The 25,364-nt window shown below is 61.0% G+C and carries 23 protein-coding genes; 8 read left to right on the plus strand and 15 right to left on the minus strand.

Annotated elements, in window-relative coordinates; translation table 11 throughout:
* The 9 genes from AB7245_RS16765 to AB7245_RS16805 form a co-directional block, all read right to left on the minus strand.
* Positions 1 to 717 carry a nucleotidyltransferase family protein gene (locus AB7245_RS16765; RefSeq protein ID WP_063986521.1) on the minus strand — a complete coding sequence of 239 codons (717 nt, stop codon included), beginning with the start codon at positions 715 to 717 and terminating at the stop codon, positions 1 to 3.
* Positions 718 to 1,057: 340 nt separating this feature from the next.
* Positions 1,058 to 1,336 carry an acyl carrier protein gene (locus AB7245_RS16770; protein ID WP_014496395.1) on the minus strand — a complete coding sequence of 93 codons (279 nt, stop codon included), beginning with the start codon at positions 1,334 to 1,336 and terminating at the stop codon, positions 1,058 to 1,060.
* 50 nt (positions 1,337 to 1,386) lie between these two features.
* On the minus strand, positions 1,387 to 2,949 hold the full coding sequence (locus tag AB7245_RS16775) for a class I adenylate-forming enzyme family protein (RefSeq protein ID WP_439034442.1): 1,563 nt from the start codon (positions 2,947 to 2,949) through the stop codon (positions 1,387 to 1,389).
* Positions 2,946 to 4,973, minus strand: a complete 2,028-nt coding sequence (asnB, locus tag AB7245_RS16780; protein WP_085401015.1) for an asparagine synthase (glutamine-hydrolyzing) — start codon at positions 4,971 to 4,973, stop codon at positions 2,946 to 2,948. The genes AB7245_RS16775 and asnB overlap by 4 nt, the downstream gene beginning before the upstream one ends.
* 5 nt (positions 4,974 to 4,978) lie before the next feature.
* Positions 4,979 to 5,989: an NAD(+) synthase gene (gene nadE / locus AB7245_RS16785; protein ID WP_071915348.1), complete on the minus strand. Its 1,011-nt coding sequence runs from the start codon at positions 5,987 to 5,989 to the stop codon at positions 4,979 to 4,981.
* Positions 5,943 to 6,845, minus strand: a complete 903-nt coding sequence (locus tag AB7245_RS16790) for a thioesterase domain-containing protein (RefSeq protein ID WP_223153623.1) — start codon at positions 6,843 to 6,845, stop codon at positions 5,943 to 5,945. Before AB7245_RS16790 ends, nadE begins: the two co-directional genes overlap by 47 nt.
* Positions 6,838 to 6,996: a hypothetical protein gene (locus tag AB7245_RS16795; RefSeq protein WP_223153622.1), complete on the minus strand. Its 159-nt coding sequence runs from the start codon at positions 6,994 to 6,996 to the stop codon at positions 6,838 to 6,840. The genes AB7245_RS16790 and AB7245_RS16795 overlap by 8 nt, the downstream gene beginning before the upstream one ends.
* A 56-nt stretch (positions 6,997 to 7,052) precedes the next feature.
* Positions 7,053 to 8,357 (minus strand): lipopolysaccharide biosynthesis protein, encoded by a 1,305-nt coding sequence (locus tag AB7245_RS16800; RefSeq protein WP_063986520.1) that lies wholly within the window; start codon positions 8,355 to 8,357, stop codon positions 7,053 to 7,055.
* A 259-nt stretch (positions 8,358 to 8,616) separates the two neighbouring features.
* Positions 8,617 to 9,522 carry an FkbM family methyltransferase gene (locus AB7245_RS16805; protein ID WP_231144508.1) on the minus strand — a complete coding sequence of 302 codons (906 nt, stop codon included), beginning with the start codon at positions 9,520 to 9,522 and terminating at the stop codon, positions 8,617 to 8,619.
* Positions 9,523 to 9,892: 370 nt separating this feature from the next.
* On the opposite strand from AB7245_RS16805, the gene AB7245_RS16810 reads away from it, so the two are divergent.
* A complete protein-coding gene (locus AB7245_RS16810) occupies positions 9,893 to 10,891 on the plus strand; it encodes a glycosyltransferase family 2 protein (protein ID WP_085401016.1) in 999 nt (332 codons plus the stop codon).
* Positions 10,892 to 10,909: 18 nt separating this feature from the next.
* Here AB7245_RS16810 and AB7245_RS16815 read toward each other — a convergent pair whose 3' ends face one another.
* Entirely contained in the window at positions 10,910 to 12,157 is a 1,248-nt protein-coding gene (locus tag AB7245_RS16815) for a hypothetical protein (RefSeq protein ID WP_085401018.1), read from the minus strand.
* Positions 12,158 to 12,471: 314 nt separating this feature from the next.
* Positions 12,472 to 13,278, minus strand: coding sequence for a LuxR C-terminal-related transcriptional regulator (locus AB7245_RS16820; RefSeq protein WP_085401020.1), 807 nt, complete (start codon positions 13,276 to 13,278; stop codon positions 12,472 to 12,474).
* A 582-nt stretch (positions 13,279 to 13,860) separates the two neighbouring features.
* On the opposite strand from AB7245_RS16820, the gene AB7245_RS16825 reads away from it, so the two are divergent.
* Positions 13,861 to 14,553, plus strand: a complete 693-nt coding sequence (locus AB7245_RS16825) for a LuxR C-terminal-related transcriptional regulator (protein WP_075019340.1) — start codon at positions 13,861 to 13,863, stop codon at positions 14,551 to 14,553.
* Between the two features lie 115 nt (positions 14,554 to 14,668).
* Here AB7245_RS16825 and AB7245_RS16830 read toward each other — a convergent pair whose 3' ends face one another.
* Positions 14,669 to 14,905 carry a DUF6894 family protein gene (locus AB7245_RS16830; protein WP_028147263.1) on the minus strand — a complete coding sequence of 79 codons (237 nt, stop codon included), beginning with the start codon at positions 14,903 to 14,905 and terminating at the stop codon, positions 14,669 to 14,671.
* Positions 14,906 to 15,294: 389 nt separating this feature from the next.
* Positions 15,295 to 16,302: an NAD-dependent epimerase gene (locus AB7245_RS16835; protein WP_085401022.1), complete on the minus strand. Its 1,008-nt coding sequence runs from the start codon at positions 16,300 to 16,302 to the stop codon at positions 15,295 to 15,297.
* A 376-nt stretch (positions 16,303 to 16,678) separates the two neighbouring features.
* Here AB7245_RS16835 and AB7245_RS16840 point away from each other — a divergent pair, with 376 nt between their 5' ends.
* The 3 genes from AB7245_RS16840 to AB7245_RS16850 all read left to right on the plus strand — a co-directional run bounded on the left by AB7245_RS16840 (position 16,679) and on the right by AB7245_RS16850 (position 20,503).
* Entirely contained in the window at positions 16,679 to 17,665 is a 987-nt protein-coding gene (locus AB7245_RS16840) for an aldo/keto reductase (RefSeq protein ID WP_244623237.1), read from the plus strand.
* Between the two features lie 300 nt (positions 17,666 to 17,965).
* Complete coding sequence (glmS, locus tag AB7245_RS16845) at positions 17,966 to 19,789, plus strand: glutamine--fructose-6-phosphate transaminase (isomerizing) (RefSeq protein ID WP_439034443.1); 1,824 nt, start codon at positions 17,966 to 17,968, stop codon at positions 19,787 to 19,789.
* A gap of 513 nt (positions 19,790 to 20,302) precedes the next feature.
* Positions 20,303 to 20,503 (plus strand): hypothetical protein, encoded by a 201-nt coding sequence (locus AB7245_RS16850; RefSeq protein ID WP_063984312.1) that lies wholly within the window; start codon positions 20,303 to 20,305, stop codon positions 20,501 to 20,503.
* A 120-nt stretch (positions 20,504 to 20,623) separates the two neighbouring features.
* Here the strand turns inward: AB7245_RS16850 and AB7245_RS16855 are convergent, their stop codons facing one another.
* Both AB7245_RS16855 and AB7245_RS16860 read right to left on the minus strand, forming a co-directional pair.
* The gene (locus AB7245_RS16855; RefSeq protein ID WP_135215372.1) at positions 20,624 to 21,022 is read right to left on the minus strand and encodes a hypothetical protein; all 399 of its coding nucleotides are present in this window, start codon (positions 21,020 to 21,022) and stop codon (positions 20,624 to 20,626) included.
* Positions 21,023 to 21,311: 289 nt separating this feature from the next.
* Positions 21,312 to 21,560: a hypothetical protein gene (locus AB7245_RS16860; RefSeq protein ID WP_071915339.1), complete on the minus strand. Its 249-nt coding sequence runs from the start codon at positions 21,558 to 21,560 to the stop codon at positions 21,312 to 21,314.
* A 489-nt stretch (positions 21,561 to 22,049) separates the two neighbouring features.
* Here AB7245_RS16860 and AB7245_RS16865 point away from each other — a divergent pair, with 489 nt between their 5' ends.
* The 3 genes from AB7245_RS16865 to rpoH all read left to right on the plus strand — a co-directional run bounded on the left by AB7245_RS16865 (position 22,050) and on the right by rpoH (position 25,326).
* Positions 22,050 to 22,730: a response regulator transcription factor gene (locus tag AB7245_RS16865; protein WP_085401050.1), complete on the plus strand. Its 681-nt coding sequence runs from the start codon at positions 22,050 to 22,052 to the stop codon at positions 22,728 to 22,730.
* A 59-nt stretch (positions 22,731 to 22,789) separates the two neighbouring features.
* Complete coding sequence (locus tag AB7245_RS16870; RefSeq protein ID WP_085401032.1) at positions 22,790 to 24,211, plus strand: sensor histidine kinase; 1,422 nt, start codon at positions 22,790 to 22,792, stop codon at positions 24,209 to 24,211.
* Between the two features lie 194 nt (positions 24,212 to 24,405).
* Entirely contained in the window at positions 24,406 to 25,326 is a 921-nt protein-coding gene (gene rpoH, locus AB7245_RS16875; RefSeq protein ID WP_085401051.1) for an RNA polymerase sigma factor RpoH, read from the plus strand.
* Positions 25,327 to 25,364 lie beyond the last annotated feature (38 nt).

Below are 25,364 nucleotides of genomic sequence, written 5' to 3' on the forward strand. Positions count from 1 at the left end.
TCACGCAGCCGCAGTTGCGAATGCAGTCGATTGCTCGTCCCACGCAATGTCCTGGGCTTTCAGGAAGTCCTCGACCCGGCCAATGTCGAGCCACAGGCCAGTGTGCTTGAAGACGTTGACGCGGGCTTCTTCCTCGAGCATCTGGAACATCAGGTCGTCGAATCCGAAGGGGACGCCCGACGGAATGCGCTCGAGGACGACCGGATTCATGCAGTAGATTCCCATGCTGACGAGGTTCGTCAGCTCCGGCTTCTCGCGAAATCCGGTCACGCGTCCATCGATTTCATCAATCACGCCGAAGTCCATCTTCGTGCTCCGAACGGAGGTTCCGATGGTGATGTTGGCGTCGGATTTTCGGTGATTGTGGATCAGCTGGTTCAGGTTCAGGTCTGTCAGGACGTCACCGTTGAGGACCAGGAACGGCTCGTTGAGCTGTTCTCGCAGCAACGACAGCGGGCCGATCGTGCCGAGCGGCTCGAGCTCCTGCGTATACGTGATCTGCATGTTCCACTGGCTGCCGTCACCACAGACGCTGCGGATCAGATGGCCCAGATAACCGGTGGTGACGAAGACCTCTCCGATCCCGTTCCGTCTCAACCATTTGAGAACGAGCTCGAGGACGGGACGGGCGCCGATTGGCATGAGGGGTTTTGGCAAAATGGACGTATGTGGACGAAGTCGAGTTCCTCTGCCGCCGCACTGAACTACCGCTTTCATCTGAACCTCCATGTACTCAAAAAAATACGCTTCAAAAAAACGAGATATGCTTCTCAAGGAAAAAGGTAGGAGCAAACCATGCCTGCGTCTTCGTTCGTTTGCATGAGAGCGTTGGAATCGGACGGCGGAGGAATGCCGGCGGGTTGTCCACGCAGTCGTGCAGCGGAGGCGTACCTTTCCGGAAGACACGGGATTCGCCTTGACCAAGGGCCTCATGCGGAAGGCTTCGCGAAGGGCAAAAAAACGCCGCACTCGGCGGCCGGGTGAAGCCCCGGGGCGCCAAGCCGCGATCGAGTCACAGGACAGCTCGTTTCCTCCGCTTGCCGAACGTGCCGGTCGGTCAGGTATCGGCGGCCAAGTTAACCTTGCTGGCGATGTAACGTGCCATGCCCCGAATTGAATCGAGATTTTCGGGCAGGATCTCATTGTCGTCGACGGCGATGCCGAAGGTCGTCTCGATGAACCCGACCACCTCGAGCACTCCGGTCGAATCGATGATCCCCTGGTCGAGCAGGGAAGCGTCGTCGTTCAGCGCCGCGATGTCGCTGATGTAGAAATTCGATGTCAGAAAAGCGCGGATTTGCTCCTTGCAGCGGTCGGGTGCCAAGACCAGTGTCATTGCGTTGGTGCTCCATATGAAAGCGGGTGCGTCGATTGGTCGTCCACAAGCTATCCTGTGATGAGCTCTCTCTTGTTGATCTTGCCCGTATCCGTGCGCGCCAGTTCCGGCACGATAACGACGTACTTGGGGACCATGAAACTCTCGAGGCGCTTGTGACACTCCCGCTGGATCTGCTTGGCGTCGATCGGCCGCACCTGGTCGATGACCACGAATGCCTTGATCGCGTGACCGAGCAGATCGTCGGGAACGCCGACGACTGCCGCTTCCCTTATGCCGGGAATGTCCAGCAAAGCGCTCTCCACCTCCTTGGGCGCGACCTTCTCGCCGCGTGATTTGATGACCTCGTCGCTCCGGCTGACGAAGTACAGATATCCGTCGGCGTCCATCTGACAGTAGTCGCCGGTGTAAAGCACCTGCTCGCCGGGAAGCGGTCCGGGCTTGAGTTTTTTCGCAGTAGCTTCGGGCTTTCGCCAATAGCCCTTCATGACGGTCGCACCGCGGATCACCAGCTGGCCGGCGACGCCGGCGCCGACCCGTTGATCACGCTCGTCGACGATCCACATTTCGGTATTTGGGATGGCAATTCCTACGCTCGACGGCTTCCGATCGAGATCCTCCGGCGGGAGGTAGGTGCAGCGTTTGCATTCGGTAAGACCGTACATGGAGTAGATGCGGGCGCCGGGGAACGTGTGTCTCAGCTGCACCAGGTGCCGGACCGGCAGTGCGGCACCGGTGCTTGTCACGTAGCGAATGCTGGATAGATCGTAACTCTTCAACGACTCAAGCTGCAGCAGAGTCGAGAACATCGTCGGCACGCCGGGAAAACCCGTCACTCTCTCTTCCGCAACACGCCGGAGCGTCTCGGCGGGGAAAGCAAACGAGCGCTCGAGAACAAGGCGCGCCCCGGCGCGTACGGCCATGATCATCTGATACAGGCCGTAGTCGAAGGCGAGTGGCAGAGCGTTGAGGATCACCTCATCGTCACGGACGTCCAGATACGACGAAACCGACGTACACGCCGTCATCATGTTCCGGTGCGTCAGCATCACCCCCTTGGGCTCGCCGGCCGAGCCCGAGGTGTAGACAATGGCGGCGAGATCGATATCGATGCAGCGGCGCGCGGGTGCGGCGTCGTGCTCGGTGGCCGTTACAGTGTTCCATCGCACGGCATGCGGCAGTGCGTTCAAATCGGCGTCGTCGATAGGGCCGGACACGATCACGCGGCGCAAGGACGGGCAATGTCGTGCAGGTTCGCGGAACGTCGCATAGAGGCGCGTTTGCGTAATGAGCGCACTCGGCTGGCAGTCGTTGAGGAGATAGCCGAGCTTGTCGGGTTTCGTGAGAGGATTGATGAGGCATACGATCGCGTTGGCCTTGAGGACGGCCCAGAAACTGACGGCTGCCTCGACGGTGTTGTCGGCAAAGATCATCACACGATCGCCGTGCTCGACGCCGGCCTCGACCAGGTGGTGCGCGACCGCATTTGACCACGCCTCGAGCTGGTCGTACGTGACCCGATGACCGTCGCATACGAGCGCGACCTTCGCGCCGTTTTGATGGGCCGAGTTGATCAGGTAATCGTGCAGGAGCGGCACGGGATTGTTGATCATGCGTAAACTCCCGGTACGTCCTGGCGGTCGACGTCCACACTGAGCTCGAGGCGATGCGGTGCTTCCGGCCGGTCCGCGACGAATTGCTGGAACAGGAGCTGAGTGGACAAGATGCCGACGAGCGCCATGTTGTCGAAATTGGACAGGTCGCCACCGCCGGCGTGCGCATGAGCTTGGCACTTGGTGCGCAACCGTTCGACCGCCACCGGGTCGAAGATGTTGGCGGCGCGGACGCTTGCGCTTGAAAGCGCTTCGTCGACATAAGGGGGGGCATCCCTGTCGACGAAGCAGAGCGCATTGGGGGTCCGGTAGGGCTGCTTCTTGCGTGCGACGATCTCTGGTGGAGCCTGCGACTGCGTGACACGCTTAAGGACGTGTTTCTCGTCGAGAATGCGAAGTTTGCAGGCGTCGGGAAGGGAGTTCGCGAGCTCGACGACGTCGTCGTCAAGGAATGGAAAGCGTCCCTCGACCGAGTGCGCCATCAGCATCCGGTCTCCCTGGGAGGAGAGCAGGTAGCCAGCCAGGAGCGTCTTGGTCTCGAGGTACTGATCTTGTGCGAGCGGCGTCCAGCGGGAAAAATCCGGCGGCAGACGATCGAGCAATTCGGTCACCGGGTCGGCTTGCGAAGTCGCAGCGCGCATGTCTGCGGAGAACAGGCGCTTGATCGCGCTCGTGCTGCGCCAACGCGGAGAATGAGCGAAGCCGGGCGCATCCGGGGCAGAAATGCCGTGTCCGAAGAACTTTAGCGCGATGGCCTGCATGTGGACCGGCGATCGCGAGATGTAAGGATAGAGCCGGCTCAGGAGGGCGGCGCGCCGGGTTGAGGCCGGCTGGCGGCCCCAGAAGCGGCGGATCTTGCCTTCGCGAAACACATCGTAGCCGGCGAACATTTCATCTGCGCCTTCGCCGGTCAGCACGACCTTGATGCCGCGCTCGCGTACGAGCTTCGAGAGCAGGAACAGCGGTGCAGGGGCGGTCCGCAGGATTGGCCGCTCAGTGTGGTAGATGACCTTGGGAAATACTTCGGCGATATCCTGCCGCGAGACCATGAGCTCGTGGTGCTCGCTCGCAATCGTGCGTGCCATTAGGCGCTGATAGGAGGTCTCGTCATACTCAGCGTCGGAAAAGCGCACGGAAAACGTCTGGAAGCGCCTGCCCGCAAACCGGCTCCCCAATGCCGCAACAAGCGAACTGTCGAGGCCACCGGAGAGATAGCTCCCCACGGGGACGTCGGACCGCACCATTCGGAGCGCCGTAGCCGCCTCCAATGCGCCACGCACGGCATCGATCACATCGTCATTGCAGCCGGCGGACGAAATGCGATGCTCGTCGGACCGGGTCGCATAGCACGGAGTCCAGAATGCGCGGTCCCGGACCGCGCCGCGCACGTAACTGCGGACGTGTCCCGGTTCAATTTCCGTGATCCCCTGAAACACGCTTTGCGGCGGCACGCTACTCCAGAAGGTAAAGGTCTGGTCGATGCCTGCTGGATCGAATGCCCGAGGGATTGCCGGATCTGCCGCGAAGATGGCCTTGATCTCACTGGCGAAGTAGAGTTGGCCTTGATGGTTGCAGATATGGAGCGGACAGATTCCGGTCCGGTCACGGGACAAGACGAGGCGGCCGGCGGAGGCGTCCCAGATGGCAAGGGCCCATTGCCCGTTCATCCGTTCGAATGCTGCCTCGCCCCAGGCGCGATAGGCCTGAATCACGACCTCCGTGTCGCTGCGGGTGCGGAAGCGATGGCCGAGCGAGATCAGCTGCTCGCGCAGCTCGACATAGTTGAAGATCTCGCCGTTGAACACGATCCAGGCGGGCCCGCCGGGATCGGAGAGAGGCTGTTGTCCGCCCGCTATGTCGATGATCGAGAGCCGGGCGTGCGCCAGGCCCGCGCGTTGGTCCCGGTAGAGGCCTCGCTCGTCTGGCCCGCGATGTGCAAGCGCCCCGGCCATCCGCAACAGCGCTCTCCGCGAAGGACTCGGAGCGTTCGCACTCAGCGCCACGATGCCGGCGATGCCGCACATGCCGTCTAGTCCTCGATTACCGCATCAACGAGTAGAGGCGGGCTGTGAAGGTAGCGCGTCGCCCGACGCTTGGAAGTGATGTCCTTGAAGACCTTCTGCACCTGCGCTGTGGCCAGACCTACGGCCTCGGCCACGTTGTCGGCGGAAATGCCGTGGTTGACCGCGTACATGCAAACGTCAGTCAATCGATACGGGGCAGCGAAATAGAACTCCTCCTGGCTCTGCGGCAGCGAGAATGTGTCGGACGTCGGCGGCCGTCGCCTGATCTCGTCGTCGATGCCAAGGTATTCGGCCAGTTGGTAGACCTGGCTCTTGTAGAGATGCGCAATCGGCATGACGTCCGCATCCCCGTCACCCTGCTTCACGAAGAAGCCTTGATCGTGCTCGAGCCGGTTTGGCGTACCTATCACGGCATATTTCAGACGGTCCGCGTGATAGTACTCGGTCATCTTGCGGACCCGTTGCTTGTAGTTGGTTGCGGCAACGATCTGCAGGTAGACCTCGGGCGGAAGACGCACGGTGGAGGTTTCGCCGTCCGGGTCCTGTACGGTCAGACGAGTGATGTTGATACCGGCGCTCTCCGAGCCCGAGCCGAGCACCAGCTTACATTTCCAGTCGGTTCCGTACTCGGGTACGACGGCTTGGATTGCCTCTCGCTGCCGGCGGTACGCGCCCAATGCTTCGAGCGCCGGTGCGATGTCTTCGACGACCGTCGTGAGGCGCAGTTGCGTGGCGACGGCCCGGCCGAGCCTCAGCGAATCGGAAGACGAATCGCGCTCGGGCATCAGCAGACCAAGGACCTTCGTATTTCCAAATGCGCGCGCACAGAGCGCTGCGACCACCGAGCTGTCGATGCCGCCGGAAAGCCCGACGATGGCTCCGCGTCGGCCAAGCACGCCAAGGACACGGTCGCGCAAGAACGCGACGATGCGCGCGACCTCGGATGGCGCATCCAGGACCAGGGCGTCTTTACTGAACGCGGGTTCGGTTTGGCTGTGTGCTGCTTGCAAGGTCACTTGAACAATCCGCCTCTCTCTGGGGAAACTCGGCCGGTGAGTAGGTTTGCGACAGCGCCTTCTGGACGAGGTGCAAGTTCATCGCGAGGTAGGGCGGCATGACCAGATCGGTGTGAGTGCCTGCGCTTGGGACGACATCGATCTGGGCAAACGCACGATCCCATCCCAGAGTTTGCGGCATCTTCTTTCGCTGGCATCGGAACAGAACGGCGGAGAACGGCAGCATCGATTTCGGCTCCGCCAACCAGCGGAAGTAGGCCTTCGCGCGCAAGACTTCCTGCAATTCCTGCTTGAGCCTGAACGACGTGAGATCGAACTGCCCCTTCGCGCGGCGATCGAGCATCCGGGCCAGGTTAGCTTCATGGCCGATCGCAACGGTTGCCTTGGCGAGGGCCCGGCAGACCATCCGGGGCGCGGTGACCCGGTTGTTGCGGATTCGACGGATCGTGCGGGTCAACGTCTCCCATGCAGAACTGCGCTCGCCCATGAGGCTGGTGTCGAGAATTCCGAAGAACTTCACCGAGCGGCCGGCGGCAAACATTCGCGTCGCGACCTCGAAGGCGACCGCCCCACCGAGGGAATGACCGAGAAGTCTGATGTGGCCGCGCGGCTGGATGCGATTGATCTGCTCCACGGCAGCAGCAGCCATATCGCAAACGCTGTCCTGACCCTGCAATATCTTGCCGAGATCCGGGTAGCGGATCGGAACGACATGTGCAATTTCGCGGATTGAGGCTGTCAGGGCGGCGAGGCTGGCTCCATAACCAAGAGAGCCGGGCAGTAGGAAAAGCACGGGCGGCGCCGCCGCCACAATGCACGAGGGCGGAGAAGCCAAATCCTCGCCTGTATCAATCAATGGCCGTAGCTTCATTGGCATGCAACCGACTGACCGAGCTCCAAAATTGGAGTATGAAGACGTTGAAAATCCTCTCATCATTCATTTGCATGAAGCACATGGTCGCGCCCAGGAAATTGGTTATTTTTGCTCCAGCGCGTCTGTCGTCCATGTGCCGCCTCCTCGAGCGGACGCGAAGTTCGGGGCATGCTCTTTCGACCCTCTGGGTCACACAGGCCCATTGATCGGTGCGCCCGACGTCCGCGCGCCGCCAGGCCCATTCAAGAGAAACAGCGCCACGATAATTCCCAGGGCGTAGCCGGTAGCTCCTCCGGCGGCCATCATGTAGATCACCTGCAACGGGTCGAGGCCGAGGTGAGCACCGATGAGAAGTGGGCCAAATACAAACACGGCCCGCACCAGATCAACCAGCAGACGCAGTTCCTGACGACGAAAAAGAGTCGGAACTTCCTGAATGGGCGTCGACAAGGCTTGTGCGGCGCACATGAGCGCCAGGGCGCCCATGATCTGACCCGTAGGTATCCAGGATTCTCCGAGCAGCGGAACGACGACGTAGGGGGAGATAAATCCAAGGCCGAGCACCGGCAGAACGATCAGGCCGGCCGCAACGACCAACAGTCCGCATGCGGTGCCGAGCAGATGATGACGGTCGAAGTCTTTGCTGGCCTCGGCGACGAAGACATTGCTGAGCGGCAAGGCGATCAGGGTGACCGGACCGGTCACGAGACGGGCGGCGACGCCAAAATGCCCCGCGAATGCGGTACCGAATAGCGAGCCTATGAAGATTGCGGGGAGATTGATGATCGCGAATCCCGCAAGGGCCGAGGGCAGCTCGAACAGGGGAAATTTGTACTCTCGCCGCGCCGTCGCCGCGACCGAACCCCACGGGGCTTGCGCGATGCGGCGGATGTCCTCCCATTTCAGGAGCCGGACGCAGAGAAATGCGATCAACACAGCCTGGCTCAGGATGTGGGCTTGGATCATTGCGCCGTCCCCGAGGTGCGCGAGGCCGAAGCTCACCTGGAGCACTGCCATCGACGCCGGCAGGATCAGGCGGCCCATGCCGAAGTCACGCATATGATTGAAGCGCAAGCACCAGCAGTTCATTGCGTCGGCAACGCCGACCGCAGCCATCCCGATGGGTACGAGGTAGGTAAGATGTTGCAGTCGTGCTGGCACCACGTCCGACAGCAGGTATCCCGCGGTTAGCACAACAGAGGTCGTAAAGCAGACCGCCACGAGCGTGAGCTTGAGCGCGACCAGCGCGTGAGCTCTGTCCTCAACCACATACAGAGACGTGCTGAAGCGAAGTCCGGCTATCGCGCCGACGATGTTTACGATTGAGAGATAGATCGTGAATATTCCAAAATCCTCCGGCGAATAGAGCCGGGTAAGGATGGGAATGGCCGCTACGAGCATGAGCTGTCCGGTGAGTGCGAGGGCGGAGACGCCCGCCGCTGCACGAACAAGAGCCCTTGTCCGCGTCGGACCGGTCGCCGGTTTCGCGGCCATGAAGAACTTCCTCGGTCCAGAATTCATTTCAAAAACGGCAAGATCGTCGCGACGACGGTGCGATCTATTTCGATTCGATCGTAGGATGGAGAGGGGTGCGCGCCATCATTCGTTCGCATGACGCTGACTGAAGTGTCGCGGAATCGAAGGAGAGTTTGCATGAACAGCTCGTGCTTGCGGAATAGACGACGCATGGAGCCCGATCGTGGGGCCGGAACCCAGCTGTGATGCGCGTGGCTTGTGGGCGGATGATGGATGCTCACGCAAGCCGCGCCGACGGGAGACGCCGATCTACAGGCGATGGGGACGTGAGCTGTGCAAGCCGAAGGCCGGTCCGCGCGAGCAAATCCGACAAGGCGGATGGTCTGACGGCGATAAGGTTATCGTCGTCCGGTCCGGGTACGTCAGGAGACGCCGGCTCCAGTCGTCCCGCCCTGAGATGGAAGAGCTCAAACCCGTGATCGGTCAGTCGGTCATACAGCTCCGCACGCGAGGTGCCGGCCCGCCGAAGGTTGAGCTCAGAATCCTCTATGTACAGACATCGGCAATTGGAAATGGTCTGGGCGGCGCCCTTGAGAAGATCGACTTCGAACCCTTCGACATCGACCTTCAGGAGATCGATCGCCCGATTTCCGACGATCGAATCGAGCGTTCGTACTGGAACTCGGAGCGCCGCGATGCCGGCCGGAGGAGTAGCGCATGCGAAGTTCATGTCGTCACTCCGAAAGTCCGTGAAGACGAGCTCGCCTTCCGTGCTGCCGATCGCCGTGTTGTGGACCTCGACGGTCAATCCGTTCAGGCGAATGTTGCCCAGCAGGTATTTGCAGATGCGCGGATGTGCTTCGATAGCGATGACTCGTCCGGACCGGGCAACGCGCATAGCGGCCGCGAGGCTCAACTGTCCGACATTTGCGCCGACATCGACGAAGGTTTCTCCGGGCTGCAGGTAAGATCCGACGAAGTCGGCGTCTTCGGCGCGAAGGTTCCGGTTGCGCCAGAGTCCTGCGGACATGGAGCTGGGATAGAAACGCATTCTGTATCCGGCAGGAAAGCCGAAGGTGATAAAGCGGCACAGTCCGCTCACCCACAGTCCGCGCGATAGCAGGAATCGAGCCTTGTCGGGCTCCTCTTGAATTCGAGCGAGCAGTTGATGCAATTTGTGCAAGGGGCCACCCATCTCTAGCGGTTAGCTGCTCGGCAGAGCCTAGGCTGACCGGAGCGCCCGGCCATCCTTCATTTGCATGATGGTATCGATCGTTCGATTCTGGATCTCCCGGTCCCGCCGTGATCTTGCCGACCTAGCTGACCGCTTCGAGACCTCGCGTCTGGGGATGATCATCGTCATGCGAATGAAGGATGACCAGTCCCATGCCGCTACCTAGCGTTCGTCGTGTGTAATTCGGTCGGTCTTGACGTTCACTGCTTGTCAAGAAGGACACGGTGCAACGCGATGAGGTCGGTTTTCTGCGGAGCGGATCGCGGGTTCGTCAGGGTCGACTGCTTGAATGACATGAACTGAGCTTGAGGGAAAAGCGATGAACCTGTTGCAGCACGACGGGTCGGAGGGCATTCGAGATCCGGACGCCCGCCCCATGATTTCGGTGGCCATACCAACCTTCCGTCGACCGGATATGATACGCCGTACGATTGAAAGCGTGCTGCAGCAGAACTACGCCGACTGGGAAATGGTGATCAGCGACGACGAAGGTCCCAAAGGCGTCAGTTGGAGCATTCTGTCTGAATACGCTCGGAGCGATTCCCGTATTCGAATTGTCCAGAACCACCGGGGACGGGGCCAGGTTGAGAATACGAACAGCGCAATGCTCGCATGCCGCGGTCATTGGATCAAAGTGTTGCATGACGACGACTGGCTGGTGCCGGGATCGCTCGAGACCTTTGCGGAATTGGCGAGGACGTATCCCGCCGCTGCGTTCATGACCTCCACATCTCATCTCGTTCAGGATGAAGGCATAAAATACCGTCGGGGAGGGCAGGTCACGCTGTATTCGAGCCAGCAGTGCCTGACGGATCTCTATTTGGTCGGCAAGACCCGGGTGCTGGGAATTGTTCCGTCGACCCTGCTGATCAACAGCGAGGTCATCCAGGCGGGTTGTCTGATGCGAAACTACAAGTCGATCCGGTGGGGAGTGGACCAGCTGTTCTTCGTCGACCTCGCCTGTCATGGCGACATGGTGGCGATCGACGACGGCCTGATCTTCTACGATATGACGGACCACGCGAACATTACCGCTTCCAAATCGTTCTCTCAGATCGATGAGGAGACCCTTGATCTCAAGAATCTGACCTGGAGCCTGGTCGAGGACAAGCGAGGGCTTCCGGATCCTGAGACGGTCGTGCGTGCATTGCGGGTTGCAAGATTGCGCGGAAGATTTCGCCACCAGTCCTGGGGGGCGACGATCCGGGATGCGCTCCAGATCCTGCGTCCCTCGGTTATCAAGGCAGCCAACAAGGCGATCCGGGCGCGAGCGCGCACATCGGCAGCGGGCTCATTAGCTCGTGTGGGTCACGCCTGACGGAGCCGCCGCCGATCATTATCGGGACAAGGCGCTGGTCCGATCGGGGGCATCGAGACGTGTTACGAAGTCGAACACGGGGCCGCCCGCTACCCCCCAATTGCTCGACCAGATCACCTGGGAACCGTCAGGCGACGGCGAGCCGTGAGTCTCGCTCCAGTAGTCATGCGGGACGTTGCGTGTGTACGCAATGCGTCGGAATTCGCCACTGCCGTCAATTCGCAGAGCAATGACTTCCCGAGCGAAGGGCGCAAACTTTGGTAGCTGGGCGATCTCGGCTGGATCGCCGCCATAGCTTAGAATTACCCAGCCGGGCCAGTGGATCGCGCGCGTGGACGCATGCGAGGCCTCTCCACGCGGAGCAAGGGCGGTAACCACGCCGTCATCCAGCCGGCGCTTGATCACCTGGTATATGTCGGGATCAGCTTTGCTGATTCCGACGTATATCTCGCGTCCGTCTGTGTCCACGGCCATGTCGCCATGACTCGGACGATGATGTTCGGTCCAGCTCTGCACCAGATCGCCTGCGACGGTATAGATGAATGCCTCATCCTTTCCGTCGACCCAGCGGCTGCATCTGATGTAGCTGCCCAGGGCAGATATCTCGCAAACGCCGTCTCGCCCGGGCAGTTTCCCCACCTCGATATCCGGAAACTTCTGTCGGCTCACGAGGTCAAACGCGAATGCGACGACGACGCCGTCGGCGCGCGTGCCCCGCACGGCGATGCGCCGGCCATCCTGAGAGGGATTGCCCTTGCCCGGTCCGAACTGAAGGCCGCGATAGCCCTCGGCCATCAGCATGATCTCTTCGGCATTGGTTCGCGGCGTCCAGAGCGAGATCTTGCGCCCGATCACGCATATCATGCGCTCGGGATCGCGCGGGTGCCATTCGCACTCGTCTTCACGCTGCCGGCGGAACAGCGGAACGTATGTCCGTCCGTCCAGAAAGCAGAGCCCGTTACAACCGTTGGCGATCAGAAGCAGAGTCTGGTCTGCGTTCCAGGCCTGCGCGCTCGAATATCGGTGGGTGCAATAGGCTCGTTGGCAGGCCAGGCCAGCGCCCAAGGGCCCCGGGGTTGTTATCCGGACGATCGTGGCGCCGGTGTCGGGATCGGTGACCGGAACGAGATAATCGGGCAAGTTCATGCTGCTGGCAGTAGTCAGCTTGGTCTTTGCAAGCGTCTGTGCGGCGGCGATGCCCGCCAATGCAAGCACGACGGCCACGGCGCCGGCCAGGCCAATTCGCGTGTAGAGGGGCGGAGACATCCGTATCTTGCTCCATGGCAAGCAGGGGGCTCGGATCATCCGGGTGGGCAAGCGATCGATACAAGGTTCGATGCTTGCCGGTCACCAGGCTCCTGCGGGGACCAGGACTATTGGTTCGACGATGCGTTCTAGCCGCTCGGTCCCAGCGCGCATCATTTGAATGCAGGAGACGCCCCACGAAATGTTGCCGCTCCACGGGCAGGTTCTGATCCTCTCGATCGATAGATCAGTCCGGCGCGGTTAGCTGGGCGGCGCGTATAGGCGCCGCCCGGCATTTGTTGAGGGCTTGATGGGCGTCAGGCCGATCCGCCAGGCTAGTCCGGCTCTGCGGCGCCGATTTCGTGACGTCCGCGGTCGCTTGACACGAGGCTGAGCGTAGGTTCCCGATCGATTGACAACGGCAGCGCGTGACCATTCGAGACCCGCACCAGTGACCCGTTGTTCATTCCCCAAATTGCGGCCTGCGTCCTGTTCTGGACCCGTATCTTGCGCAGGATCGCCTTGACGTGAACCTTCACGGTCGCCTCGGCAATATCGATCTTTCGCGCAATGCACTTGTTGGAATTGCCCTCGATCAGATAGGAGAGAATCGCCCGCTCTCGCGGTGACAGATGAGGTGCTATCCGTTCTTCGGCCGCAACGAGGAGATTTGATCGCTCTTCGATCACTGGCTGAAGCTGAGGCTCGCGATCGAAACCGCTATCGAGCACGAATGACAGGAAAGCCGGTGGAAACACCGTCTCGCCCATCGTCACGAGTTCGATGGACTTGATGAAAGCGTCGCATGAATTGACGTCGACGAAATAGCCGCTGGCGCCGGCCTTGTAGGCCGCGATCAACTCATCCGGCCGGTAGTGGTCCGAAACGATCGCTACGCGCGCATCCGGATAGTTCTCTCTTACAAATCCGATGTGCTTCATGGCTGCATCGAATTCGCCGGTGCTGTGGATAATCACAAACAGGAGCTGCTGATGTGCCTGGAGTGTGCTTGTAATTTCATCGGTGCTCGAGGCCGACACCGCAATTTGAAAATCTGCCGCATGCAGTATTTGAGAAATTCCCTCTCGCAGCAAAATGTTTCGTCCGATCAAAACAACTTTGCAGGATTGCCGCCTCCTCATCTTACCCTCCGCAACCAACGCAATGACACAACTTGAATGAAAAACACGCAGGAAAAGGAACAAAGCATTGCATAGCCCGTTTTTTCTGATTTACAGAAGTCGGGCGCCGTTTAGTTAATAATTGCTGAAGGTTAGATTCGATCTTTCGATTTTGCCTATATACCTTTCGTTATAGGCCGATGGGTCCCCAAGCTGTTGGTGAATGGTCGTCGGAGATTGACTTGGGGGCGAAAGAGAATACTGATTCAACCTTTGAATGTTCGCCCTGAGCGGGTGAATCCGTTCGCGAAAGCCTTGCTCCATCGCGATGCTTTCGAACTTGCCAAGTGGCAAGACCGCTCTCCAGCGGTTGTGAGCCGAGACCACCGGGTTCATACGGCCCTTTGATCCGGCGAACTTGATGTATATTGCGATCACAGACTCGTGCGGTTATTTGCCTCATGGGTCCGCTACGCCAAATGATACTTTAGGGAATTGCTCGAAGTTTATTTGTTGGTGATCAATTGATGTTGGAGCGGCAAGGGCGGGGGCCTGTAGCTTCAATCGCGGGAATTTTGGGGGCGGCAGGTTAGGGAGCGCCCGATGCGTCGTGCGACTGTAGTGATTGCAGACCGACACCCAATGGTTTTGCAGGGTCTCGCAAGTGTTCTCGGTTCAGAATCCGATTTTGAGGTCGTTGCATCCTGCGGCGATGCTGCGAGTTGCATCCAGGCAATTTTGACGCTTGCGCCCGACATAGCGATCATGGATGCGGCAATGCCGGAGCTGACCGCGCTGATGAACAATTCGCTCAGCCATTCGGACAGCCGACCAACGCGGTTTGTGTTCTTCGCGCCCAGCGAGGACTATGATCTTGTGTTGGCGGGCGCCCCCGCCGGGTACAGTGTCCTTCTCAAGGAGATGACAGGCCAAGCCGTGGTGCAAGGCTTGCGAGACATTGCCAACGGCCAGACCGTTGTTCCGTTATCACCCACCGATCAGGCCGCGCCTCGCGAGCAGAGTCCGAATCCGGAAAGTGCGCTCGCGGTGCTCACCGAGCGCGAGCGGCAGATCATGCGCCTGGTCTCTCGTGGCCTGTCCAACAAGGAAATCGGCCGCCGGCTCAACATTGCGGATGGCACCATCAAGGTTCACCTCCACAACATTTTCCAGAAGCTTGAAATCGGCAATCGCACTGCGCTTGCTGCCCTCGCCATCTCGCAGGATGACCGCGCCAATTCGGCGCAGGACAAACCGGCGCATGCTGGATCGGATCCGGTGCCCGGGGAGCGCTAAGACATCATATCGCACTGTTTGCAGTGCGATATGCGGGCATTTCGCCGAAGCCCAGCCGAGCGACTATTGCACCTTCAGATTGCGCAAGCGCCGGCAGAGCTGCGTTTTCGGTCTCTTATCCCTCGATGGAGAACTGAAGAACGAACAGCGACCGGCCGCCAAGCTCGGGGCTGTCGCTGACTTCCACCTGCCAGGAAATGTAATGCAGGAGTGGGTCCATCACGTCGTGCTTGAGGATCTCGCCGCTCAGTTCGATCGCAGTAGTCCGTGCCGCGGAAATGTCGGGGAGATCAAGTCCGACATCGTCGAGCACTGAATGACCGTCGTGGATATGAAAGAAATACCGCGGCATGGATGTCTCCGGACAACGCGAACATTCCGATGACTGCAGCGAGCCCCCCGCATCACGGTCGAGATTTCGCATCGCAGGGGCGCGCATAGCAAGCGGCTATTCTAGGAGGGCTCAATCATCATTGATGGGTACCCCGACGTTGATCTCTATGATCACGAATTCAGAATGAACAATTGCTTCTCGAGGACTACGATGATGTTGCGTCGACGGAGCCCACTTCGGCGCAGCGTTGCGGCCCCGGCCCTGCGAATCCCCAATGCCCCCGCCGGGGCCGCGCTCTTTTCGCAAGTCCCGCCTGGTCGTCCATCACCGCCGCGCAGAAATTGCAACCGATACGCCGATCGCTCGGGAGCGGACGGTTTGACCCTTGGGGAGATGATCTCGAAAAATCATATCCGGTAGTAGTCGCGATACCAGCGGACGAAATTGGATATGCCGGTTTCGATAGGGGTGGAGGGCGAAAACCCGGTATCGCGCATGAGATCGCCAACGTCGGCAAACGTTTCCGGAACATCCCCAGGCTGCATTGGCAGCATTTCCTTCGCCGTGGTTCGTCCCAGCTCTTTCTCGATCAATTCGAGGACGTGCATCAGCGCTTCCGGGCGGTTATTGCCTACATTGTAGAGCTTGGCCGGTGCGCCCGCCGCATCGGCGTTGTCCTCCGGAGCGCGCTCGATCAGCCGCGAGATGACGCGAGTGACGTCGTCGACATAGGTGAAGTCGCGCCGCATCCGGCCATGGTTGAAGAGCTTGATCGGCTTGCCTTTGACGATCGCGTCGGCGAACAGGAATATCGCCATGTCGGGCCGGCCCCACGGGCCGTAGATCGTAAAGAACCGTAAGCCGGTGACCGGGAGCCGGTACAGGTGGCTGTAAGAATGGGCCATCAGCTCGTTGGCTTTCTTCGTCGCGGCATAGAGGCTGACGGGGTGGTCGGCCCTATGCCGGGTCGAAAATGGTAACTCGGCATTGGCGCCGTACACGGACGATGATGATGCGTAGATCAAATGACCACAGGCGTTATGCCTGCAGCCTTCGAGGACGTTGAGGAACCCCTCAAGATTGGCGTCGACATAAGCGTGCGGCTGATCGATCGAATGCCGGACGCCGGCCTGAGCGGCCAAATGGACCACTCTCGCAAAACGATGTTTTGCGAACAACTCGGCCATCGTCGACCGATGTCCAAGATCGATCTGCACGAAGGAAAAACGCGGATCGCGGCGCAGAATGTCGAGACGCGCGCGCTTCAAGGCGGGATCGTAGTAGCTGTTGATGTTGTCCAATCCGACGACACGACGCCCTTCATCGAGCAGTCGACGTGCAACATGAAAACCGATGAAGCCAGCAGCTCCGGTCACCAGGACGTCGTCGGCAACTTGCTCTGAGCGAGATGACATTCGCTGTCCAAGTTAGATGGAGTTCGAACGGCGAAAAAGGCGCCATCGATCGCAGAAAGTTAGCTCTCAATCGCGCCGCATCTCGATTGCGCAAATGAGCGCACCTGACGATGGCGGCGGAGCCGAGCTGCCAGCAGCCGCTCGAACGGGTTACTCCGTGCATCCTCGCCGCTGTCCTCAAATTCCAGGGGCGTAGCGTATTTAATGTCCGAGCGAACCGCGTCATCATCCATTTGCATGAAGATGAAGCCAGGCAAACCTGCAGAGTTGTTTCAGCGGCGGGCTTGCCCGACGTGGCCGTCGGCTTGGAGTACGCGCTGTCGAACGATCGACGTCGGTGACTTGAGCGCAAACGGCGTGGTCAGGGGTGTTTGCGATGAAGATGGTCCGTGTTGATGCTCTCGGCGCGAATGTATCGAGCATCGGTTTCGGCTGCGCGTCGCTCGGAGGGCGCGTTGGGGCTCGCAGGGGGACCGAGGGGCTCGAGCGCGCATACGACGCCGGAATAACCTGGTACGACGTGGCGCCTTCGTATGGCGATGGGATGGCCGAGTCGATCTGGGGCAAATTCGCATCAGGGAAGCGCGGCAGCGTCTATATCTGCACAAAGGTCGGGATGCGCCCGCGTGATACCTCCGCCGTTAAGCGGATCCTGAAGCCGATAGCGCGCGCCGCTCTTGCGGTGTTTCCCGGGATCCAACCGCGCCTCTCCGCAATGAAGTCGAAGCCCTTCAAAGTGCCGCTATCGGCCGAGCTGATCAGGACGAGCATCGAGGATAGCCTGAGGCGACTTCGCACGGATTATGTAGATGTGCTTGCTCTCCACCGTCCCACCCGCGAAGAGGTCGTTCGCGAAGACATCATTCGAGCGGTCGAGCGCATCGTTCAGGACGGGAAAGCCCGCGCAATTTCGATTGCGGGCAATAACGAGGGCGGAATTGACGACCTCCATGAATCTCTACCATATCGGCTGATACAGATCGCGAATAATCCGCTCGAGCCGAATCTTCAGAGATCGACGGAGATTGCGCGGCGCAGGACGTTTGTCACGTATGGATCATTCTCGAGCGTCGATCCGCTTGTCGCGAGGCTGGGATCGGAGAAGGAAATACTGAACGGCCTTTACGAGATGGGATACCGGGGCGACCTCACCGAGATCGCTGCTGCCTTCGTCGTGGATTACGCGCTGGCAACGAACTCTACAGGAGTCTCACTGTTTTCGATGTTTCGGAAAGAGCATCTCGCGTTCAATCTGCGCCGGTCAGCGCAAATCCCGGCGCTTCATCAGCTCAATCGCATCGTCGCCGAGCTCTCGAACGGGCCGCGGCAAACCGAACGATTGGTCATGCGTGCGTCGGTGTAGCGATCAAGTGCGGAGCTTATGGGTATGAGGTCTACTCCGTCATCATCATACAATCGGCGGCTGCGCGTGCTAGAATTCGCGTCCCACGATACTACTCGCCAATGTTGTCGACGATATTCGACAGGCGCGCGGGCGGCCGGGAGGCGGCTAGCTTGAGCGTCTCGCCGAAGCATGCGCAGCAGGGCAGGCCAAAGGTGAGGGGGCCAGGCCGATGCCGTCGCGTTAGGAGATTGCCCGCGATCGCGGTTGCGCCTGGCGGCGCGCTTCGCGGGGCCGTTGGTAGTTGCTCGGAGAGAGGCCATGTGCGGAATTGTTGGTGTCGTCGGGCGGGGCCCAGCCTCTGCTCTTCTTTTGGATGCGCTGAAGCGGCTTGAATATCGCGGATATGACTCAGCCGGTATTGCCACTCTCGAGGACGGTTTGCTGACGCGACGTCGTGCGGTCGGAAAGCTCGTGAACCTCAAGAGTCGGCTCGACTTGGAGCCGCTTGCCGGGCGGATCGGAATTGGTCACACCCGCTGGGCAACGCACGGCCGTCCCGATGAGACGAATGCGCATCCTCACATGGTTGATGGTGTGGCGATCGTGCACAATGGGATCATCGAAAACCATCGAGAGTTGCGCAATGATCTCAAAGCGGCCGGTGCACATTTTGCGACCGAAACCGACTCCGAAGTGGTTGCGCATCTCGTTAGCCGCGAGCGGAAGAACGGATACGAGCCGGTCGCAGCGGTGCGTAAGGTGCTCCCGCGCTTGAGCGGAACGTTCGCGCTCGCCTTCCTGTTCGAGGGGCACGACAATCTCCTGATCGGTGCCCGAAAGGGCTCGCCGCTTGCTGTCGGCTACGGTTGCGGCGAAATGTTCCTGGGGTCGGATGCGATGGCGCTCGCGCCTCTGACGGATATTGTCGCCTACCTTGAGGACGGCGATCTCGCCGTTGTGACCCGAGAGCAGATCGAGTTTATCGACGTGAACGGCGCGCGCCTGCGCCGTACGTCGGCCAAAATCGCTGGTGCCGCCGTGATTGTTCACAAGGGCGAGCATCGCCACTTCATGGCGAAGGAGATTCACGAACAGCCGAAGGTGGTTGGGCAGACGCTTGCGCAATATATCGCGCCCGACGGGAGGATCAGGTTGCCGGCAGGCGTGGATGTGGACTTCGGGACAGTCGATCGCGTGTCGATTGTAGCTTGCGGGACCTCCTTCTACGCCGGTCTGATTGCGAAGTACTGGTTCGAGCGCTACGCCAAGCTCCCGGTCGAGATCGATATTGCTTCGGAGTTCCGCTATCGCGATGTTCCGTTTGGCGCGGGCAATCTGGCGATTTTCGTGTCGCAATCCGGCGAAACGGCCGACACGCTCGCTTCGTTGGAGTTCGCCAAGACCCACGGCCAGCGTATTCTCTCTGTCGTCAACGTGCAAACCTCGACGATGGCTCGTTCGAGCCACATCGTAATGCCCACATTGGCCGGTCCGGAAATAGGGGTCGCATCGACAAAGGCGTTCACCTGTCAGGTGGCAATCTTGCTCTGCATTGCAATCGCTGCCGGTCGTAGTCGCGGTGTGCTCTCGGCCGAAGACGAGCGATCACTCGTCCGGGCCCTTGCCGAGATTCCAGGCTATATGGCGCGCGCGCTCGAACTGGAGCCGAAAGTCCATGAGCTCGCGCGTGAGATCGCCAGGGCCAGAGACGCTCTGTTCATAGGCCGGGGCACCAATTATCCGCTGGCATTGGAGGGTGCCCTCAAGCTCAAGGAGGTCACTTACATTCACGCAGAGGGCTATGCGGCCGGTGAGCTCAAACATGGACCAATCGCGCTGATCGACAAGGGCCTGCCGGTCATCGTCATTGCGCCGTACGACGCGACGTTCGAAAAGACCATGTCGAACATGCAGGAGGTGATCGCCCGTGGGGGCCGCATCATCCTCTTGACCGACGAGAGAGGTGCTTCACTCGCCGCGTCCAGTGGTTGCTCGGTCCTGGCCTTACCGGATATGCCCCCGATCGTGGCGCCGCTGGCTCTCGCGGTGCCGCTACAGCTCCTTGCCTATCACAGTGCCGCGATTATGGGGACCGACGTGGACCAGCCGCGGAATCTCGCGAAGTCCGTGACCGTCGAATAGCCGGTCCGGTCGCGCCACTTCCGCTTCAGAAAGAGGTGCTGTCGAAAGCAGGATGCTGGTCTGACAGACCGGGACGCTCCGAAATGGGTGCCTCTTTCGACCAATCCGCGTTCTCAGCGGCTCGGGGTAAAATCTGGTGGCCTTCGGGCCCAGGTTAAGCACCGACGTCCGCAGGGCAGGCGGCCCCGCTATATTGTAACCGCGTTGGCGGGGCCGCTGCTGCCAAGAAACGAGCTAGGTCCTGGAGGCTGCTTCCATCCGACGAAGCGAGTGGGTCGTCTCGGGGGCGATGCGGCTCGGACTTGAGATACACAACTCCTCAGAACCAGCCGCCTTGCGCGCGCTCCGCAGCCGGATCCTCGCAGACTCTTCGGCATCAGGCGGCAAGGGCAGCCCGTTCAGGGAGTAGTCCTTTCGGGTTATTGGAAGACCGTTCCGCTTCGAGATAGCTTCAGGCAAGCCCGTCCGGTCGACGAGCTCGTTTGGCATGCTACGTGCGCTTCGCGAGGGATCATGTCGGTTTTGACGGGAACGGCCGGCGCGGACATTCGACGTGGTGATATGATTAAGGTGATCAAAGGGAGGCTGTTCCCGGCGCTCCTTTACGAGCAACATGAGGGCGGCGCCGCCGAAGATATTCCCGAGGGCGCCCGTGCCTATTGCCTCAAAGACAAAGTCTGGCGAACGATGCCTCCGGGCTTCCGCCCCTCCTAGAGCTTGCTGGCAAACCAGCATCGCAAAATGGCCGAGCCAGGCTCGGCCAAGTCGTGAGCGGGCCGGGACCGCAACCTCCGCGGTAGGTCTGGACCGACGGCGGAGCGCCGTGTGTGCAGACTAGCTGCAGCTCAGCGGCAACGGCTGGTCGGGGTGCAGCTCGTACCAATCGTAGCAATCTGGATAGGCGCCGTAGAATCCGTATCCGGGTCGATCGCGACCAAAGCGGTGGAACGCATGTTGGCGCAGGCCGATGCCGCCGTTGCCGGCATGACCGCCGAATCCGAGATGTTCGCCGCCAAAGCCTCCATCACGCGCCATGCCGCCGAAATGCGCGCCGCCGCCGCCGAAGCCCATATGTCCGCCGCCAAAGCCACCACCGCCAAAACTGGCGTGGCCGCCGCCGCCAAAGCCACCACCGTGGCCGCCGCCGCCGCCACCGCCGTGCGCCTCGGCCGCTCCGATGGCCAGGGTCGAGGCAAGCGCCGCCGTTGCCAAAATCATGATTGCTCGTTTCATGGGACACTCCTTTAGTGTCGATCTGCCTGGTCATCCATGCAGTCCGCTTCCGCGTCGTGCCGTCGCCAAAAGCTCCTGATGACAAGGCTCGTGATGAAAGGAGAGGTAGGAGCGATGCGCGGCAATCCCACTAAATTCGACTTCAGGAACGAGGCGCACCGGTAGGGAAGTTGACCCTGCCGCGGGGGCCGCGGCCCACAAAGGGGCGGGCTGAACGTTCCGGCCCGCCCCCGTCGTTCGATGAGGAGCGGCCGACCGAGGCGCCCGGCCGGCCAGGGAAATGCCGTGATCAGAAGCTGCCCGTGCCGGGCTCGCAAGGCACGTTGTTGCCGGTCCACGGCGCCGTCGCGAAAGCGCCGACGCGCGGCGCAGGAACGCAGACGCGGCCTCCCTGCTGATAGAAGGGCGCATCCGGTGCGGCCGTATCGGTTGTCATCGCGGGCTGTCGCATGACGGAATGGTGCTCGCGCGCCATGACGGGTCCCCCGAGCACGGCGGCTGCAATCAATCCCGTCGACAAGAGTTTGAGAGTGGTCATTTCGGCTTCTCCTTTGATGACATCAGGCCGACCAAGCGGCTCCCCATCAACGTATGGACGGCCGGGCATTGTCCAAATGCACGAATTGCTCACCGGATTTCAACGGCCTGTGAGCCGACGCGGCGTTGCAAGCACGATCGTGCGAATGCGCAACATCCGTTGCCTTGAGAGTAACGGGAAGCGCATCGCGGGCATATGTTCATGAAAGCGCAGTTCAGAATGGAGGCGGAAGATGATCACGACGACAGCGAGACGTATGGCCATCGCGCTAGCCCTGTTGGCGACGGAGACGGCACGCTTCCTGAATCGCTATTTAGTGGTGCCCCATTCTCCGCAGGACTATCTCGTCAGACAACGAGTGGCCTATGGCAGGCTGGCGCGGCGCCGCGCGTTCAGAGCGGGCGGGCGTTGAACATGACGCTCCGGACCGCCGAGCCCGTGCTCCTCCGCCGCAGGCCGAAACGCCTCGCAGAACGTGGGAGCAGGATCATGACGCGGATTCTTCTGATCGAAGATGATGCCGAAACCGCCGAGGTGATCGTCGCCGAACTCGCCGATCGCGGTTTTGAGGTCCAATGGGCCCCTGACGGCGTCGACGGTCTCGATCGGGCGCGCGCGGCGTGTCCGGATGCCATGATCGTCGATCGCATGCTGCCCGGAATGGACGGGCTGACCGTGATCGAGGCCTTGCGCAAGGATCGGGTCGGGACGCCGGTGCTGGTTCTGAGTGCGCTCGGCGCCGTGGACGATCGGGTGCGCGGATTGCGTATGGGGGGAGACGACTATCTCACCAAGCCGTTCGCGATCATCGAGCTCGTCGCACGCATAGAGGCGTTGTTGCGCCGTCCGATGGACAGCCGCGAGACCACGTTGCATGTCGGGCCGCTGGAGCTCGACCTGATCGAGCGGACCGCGCGACGGGACGAGCGCGAGATCGATCTGTTGCCGCGTGAGTTTCGCCTGCTCGAATACATGATGCGCCGGAGCGATCAGTTGCTCACGCGCGCGATGCTGCTCGAAGAGGTCTGGAACTACAAGTTCGTTCCGGCAACGACGAATCTGATCGACGTGCATATGGGCCGGCTGCGCCACAAGGTCGATGGTCCCGGCGATGCGCAGCTCATCCACAATGTTCGCGGCTCCGGCTTCATTCTGCGTTCGCGCGCATAGAGACGCGAAACCCAGGGGCTCGCGGAGCAAATCTCGGACGAATACAGAGTGCCGGTTCGATGCGCCAGATTCAGTTCATCCGTTCGAACACGTTCCTCTGGGCCCTGGCGGTGGCGGCCGCATTTGCGCTGTTCGTGGTCGGGCTGTTCGCGTTCACCTATTGGAAGCTCGACGACTATCTGATCGCGCGATCCGACCGCATGATCGCGACCCGGATCAACTTCATCGCCGATTTGCCGCCGGGGCGCCGCATCGGAGCGATCTCCGATCATCTCGAGCAGGATTCCAGGGGCGTGCAGTACGCGGGACTTTTCAATGGTGCCGGCACCCGGCTGGCCGGCAACATCGACAGCTTGCCGCGCGCACTCGATCTCGGCGGAGCGGCGCAGGGTGTGCGGCTCGACCTCATCGAGAAATCGGCGGTCCACGGACCGGTCATCAGGGTCGTGGGCAGGCGTCTTGAGAACGGCGATGTCCTGGTGATGGGACGGAATGTCGATGAGACGCACGAGATCTCGAGTGTCGTGGGGCAGGCACTCGCGCTCGGCCTGCTGCCGGCGTTCTGCCTCTGTCTGCTGGCCGGAGCGTGGCTGAGCGTTCGCGCCCAGAGACGCGTGGAGGAGGTGAACCAGCGGGTGCAGCGGATCGTGGCCGGGGAGTTGCGCGAGCGGCTTCCGGAGGACAATTCCGACGATCCGTTCGGGCGACTGGCCAGGATCGTCAACGGCATGCTCGCCGAGATGGAGACCATGATCAACGCGCTTGCCGGTGTCGGCAACGATATCGCCCATGATCTCAGGACGCCGCTCACGCGCGCTCGCCTGGCGCTGGAGCGCGGCCGAACGCATGCGACCACCCTGGAGCAGCTCCAGGAGGTCACGGACAAGGCAATGGCCGGAATCGATCAGTCGCTCGCGATCGTCACCGCCTTGCTGCGCCTCACCGAGATCGAGAACAGTCGCCGCACCGCCGGTTTCGGCAACGTTGCGCTCGACGAGATCCTGCGCGAGGTGTGCGACGTCTATGAGCCCATCGCCGAAGACAAGGGCATCGGGCTTGGCGTCGTCATCGATCGCAATGTGCAGGTGTGGGGCGATCGGGACCTGTTGTTCGAAGCGATGGCCAATCTCGTGGACAATGCCGTCAAGTTCACGCCGCCCGGCGGCCAGGTGAGGCTCGAACTGGTGTCGGAAGACGACACGGCGCTCGTGCGCGTAAGTGACACCGGACCCGGCATCAGCACGCAGGAGCGCGAAGCGGTGCTGCGGCGATTCTATCGTTCCGACAAGATGCGCAATACGCCGGGGGTTGGGCTTGGACTGAGCCTGGTGGCCGCCATCGTCAAGCTGCATGGCTTTCGATTGATCATCGGTCCGGCTCCCGGCGGGCGGATCGAGATCCTTGCCTGGACCGGGAGGGCGAGCAAAGCCGCCGCATGCCGGTCCCGGACCCCAACTCTCGCAACCGTTAATCAGATGTGATGCCCCTCATGATGCGTGATGTTCTCGATGCCATGACATGCCGAGTGACATGCCGAATGTCTGAAGGCGAATTCAGGTTTGTTACGCTCAATTCAGTCGCCTCTGCCTCCGGAGGCTTCCTAGAGTCCGCTCGCCGGTTTCGTATGTGGGAGTGACAGATGCAGATCCGCCCCGAAGGCGTGAGGAATGGTGCCATGGCTGTCGCGGCCGGAGCCCCATCGCCCTCCTTCCTCAGCGCCTATTCCGCGGCCATCAAGCGCTATGAACTGCTTGAGCCCGGTCACGAGCAGCAGCTTGCACGCCGCTGGCGCGAGACGCGGGACCGTGGTGCCGTGAACGCGCTCGTCACGAGTCATCTCCGGCTCGCAGCCAAGGTGGCGCGCGGCTACAAGGGGTACGGTCTGCCCTTGGCCGATGTGATTGCGGAGGCAAATCTCGGCCTCGTCATCGCGGCGTCACGCTTCGAACCCGGCCGCGGTGCGCGGTTCTCCACCTATGCGGTTTGGTGGATCAAGGCCTCGGTTCACGAATACATCCTGCGCTCCTGGTCTCTGGTCAGGATCGGCACGACGGCAGCGCAGAAGAAGCTGTTCTTCAAGCTCCGTAGCGAGATGAGGAAAGCCGCGGGCGGCGCGATGGCGGCGCTCACGCCCGATGTCGCCGAGACGATCGCGGAAAGGCTCGACGTCACGGCGCGTGAGGTGATCGAGATGGATTCCCGCCTGAACGGTGACATGTCGCTGAATGCGCGCGTTGGCGACGACGAGCAGGGAACCGAATGGGAAGCGTTGCTGGTCGATCAGGCGATCGACGCGGAGACGGTACTCGCCGATCATGAGCAGACGGAGCGCCGTACCAACGCCTTGCGCGTTGCGCTGGGCATGCTCACGGCACGCGAGCGTCATATTCTGGAGGCAAGGCGGCTGGCGGAATGCCCGGTTACGCTGGACCAACTCGGCTTCGAGCTTTCGATCTCCAGCGAGCGGGTTCGGCAGATCGAGATCCGCGCCTTTGCCAAGGTCAGGCGAGCCGCAATTCTTGCCGCGCAGGATGCGGCACGCAAGCGCGCCGACGGCGCCTCGGGCTCACGGTCGCGGGAGCTCACCGCTCCATGAGCGATCGAGAAGCGGTGATGCCGGTACGAATGATGTCT

Source organism: Bradyrhizobium sp. 604_D8_N2_3 (genome assembly GCF_051810765.1).
Lineage (GTDB): Bacteria > Pseudomonadota > Alphaproteobacteria > Rhizobiales > Xanthobacteraceae > Bradyrhizobium > Bradyrhizobium barranii.